This is a genomic window from Actinomycetota bacterium, from assembly GCA_019347575.1.
In the GTDB taxonomy this organism is placed as follows: Bacteria; Actinomycetota; Nitriliruptoria; order Nitriliruptorales; family Nitriliruptoraceae; genus JAHWKY01.
Map to the genome: position 1 here is coordinate 1 of JAHWKY010000120.1, position 2,008 is coordinate 2,008.

Genomic DNA, 2,008 nt, shown 5'->3' on the forward strand with positions numbered 1-2,008 from the left:
GTTGACCACGTCGAGGGCGCCGAAGGCGACCTGCTGGAGGAACCACAGGCCCAGCACGATCAGCGCGGGCAGCTCCAGGACCGTGAAGAAGATCACGATGAAGACGACCGTCACCACCCGCGCGCGCGGATAGAGCAGGATATAGCCGCCCAGCACGGCCGACACCGCGCCCGAGGCGCCGATGGTCGGCACCGGCGAGCTCGGATCGATCGCGACCTGCAGCGCGATGGCGGCGGCGCCGCCCAGCAGGTAGAAGGCGATGAACCGCCCGCGGCCCATGCTGTCCTCGACGTTGTTGCCGAAGATCCACAGGAAGAGCATGTTGCCTGCGAGGTGCAGGATGCCGCCGTGCATGAACATCGAGGTCAGCAGCGTCAGCCACGTCGGCGGCAGATTCTCCGCGCCCTCGCCGCAGGCGATCTGCGTGCCGCCCCGCACCGGCACGCACTGCCGGCCCGGGTTGGTCACCTCGTAGGGGATCGCCCCGTAGTCCACCACGTTGCCCTGATCGGGGCCCTCGAAGATCGTGCCCTCCTGGAACAGGAAGTACATGACGACGTTGATCGCGATCAGCGCCAGCGTGATGACCGCGAAGCGGTCGGTGGGGATGTTGTCCTTGAGCGGCAACACGGGCGCGCGGAAGCCTACGTGCCGTGCCGTGCGTCACCGCCGGACGGCGGCCTCGAGCCACGAGCTCAGCTGGACGTGGTCGCCAGCGGGCCGTCGCCCGGCTCGCGCTGCGCGATGTGCTCGTCGGCGTGATAGGAGGAGCGCACGAGTGGGCCGGCGGCGATGTGCTCGAAGCCCAGGTCGTAGGCCGCGCGCTCCAGCGCAGCGAACTCGTCGGGGTGCCAGTAGCGCACGACCGGCAGGTGGTTCTCGGTGGGGCGCAGGTACTGGCCGACGGTGAGCACCTGGACGTCGTGCTCGCGGAGCTGGGCGAAGGCGTCGACCATCTCGTCGTGCGTCTCGCCCAGGCCGACCATCAGCCCGGACTTCGTGGTGACCGCGTCGTCGCCCAGCTCCTTGGCGGTGCGCAGCACGCGCAGGGAGCGCTCCCAGCGCGAGCCGCGGCGGGCCAGCGGGTACAGGCGCGGCACCACCTCGACGTTGTGGTTGAAGACGTCGGGGCGCTCGGCGATCACGCGCGCGAGCGGCATCTCGTGACCCTGGAAGTCGGGGGTGAGCACCTCGACCTTGCAGCGCGGCGCCTGGGCGCGCACCTGGCGGATGACGCCCACGAACGCGGCGGCGCCCTTGTCGGGCAGGTCATCGCGGTCGACCGAGGTGATGACCGCGTGGCGCAGGCCCATCTTCGCGATTGATCCCGCCACCCGCGCGGGCTCCAGGGTGTCGTTCCACGTCGGCTTGCAGGTCTTCACATCGCAGAACAAACAGCGGCGCGTGCACGTGTCGCCCAGAATCATGAACGTGGCCGTGCCGCGCTCCCAGCACTCGCCGACGTTGGGGCAGGCGGCCTCCTGGCAGACCGTGTGCAGGTTCTCCTCGTGGATGAGCCTGGTCAGCTCGCGGTAGCGCCGCCCGCCGGGCGGAGGGACCTTGAACCACGAGGGCTTGCGCGCGCGCAGCGGCTGCACGTCGGGCCCGAGCACCTCCAGCAGGGGCCCGTCCTCGGCCCGGCGCACGAGGCAGCGCACCCGCGCCCTTCGCCCCACCAGCGCCCGCACGAGGTTCTGCCCCAGCCAGCCGGCGGCACCGGTGACGACGATGCCCTTCCCTGCGACCGGGCCGGGCACTCCAGCGGTCATTCGACACTCCCACCGAGGGTCAGGCCGCCGTCGACGACCACCAGCTGGCCGGTGATCCAGGACGCCTCCTCGGAGAGCAGGAAGGCCACGATGCTGCCGACGTCGCCGGGCTCGCCGAGCCGCTGGAGCGGGTAGCCGGCGGCGACCGCCTCCTCGCGGCCCTCGTAGAGCGCGGAGGCGAACCTGGTCTTCACGACCGCCGGCGCGACGGCGTTCACCCGGATGCCGGGCGCGAGCTC

The 2,008-nt window shown here is 71.2% G+C and carries 3 protein-coding genes; all 3 read right to left on the reverse strand.

Features of this window, described 5'->3' with window-relative positions; all coding sequences use genetic code 11:
- Positions 1 to 627, reverse strand: a 627-nt coding sequence (locus KY469_22950; GenBank protein MBW3665950.1) for a rhomboid family intramembrane serine protease, incomplete at its 3' end; no start/stop codon positions are given.
- Between the two features lie 68 nt (positions 628 to 695).
- A complete protein-coding gene (gene lipA, locus KY469_22955; protein ID MBW3665951.1) occupies positions 696 to 1,769 on the reverse strand; it encodes a lipoyl synthase in 1,074 nt (357 codons plus the stop codon).
- A partial coding sequence (locus KY469_22960; GenBank protein ID MBW3665952.1) for an SDR family oxidoreductase occupies positions 1,766 to 2,008 on the reverse strand: 243 nt, incomplete at its 5' end. The genes lipA and KY469_22960, both read right to left, overlap by 4 nt.

Excerpts from the sequence above, each read along its gene's own strand:
- lipA (MBW3665951.1), bottom strand. The coding sequence starts at position 1,769 with ATGACCGCTGGAGTGCCCGGCCCGGTCGCAGGGAAGGGCATCGTCGTC.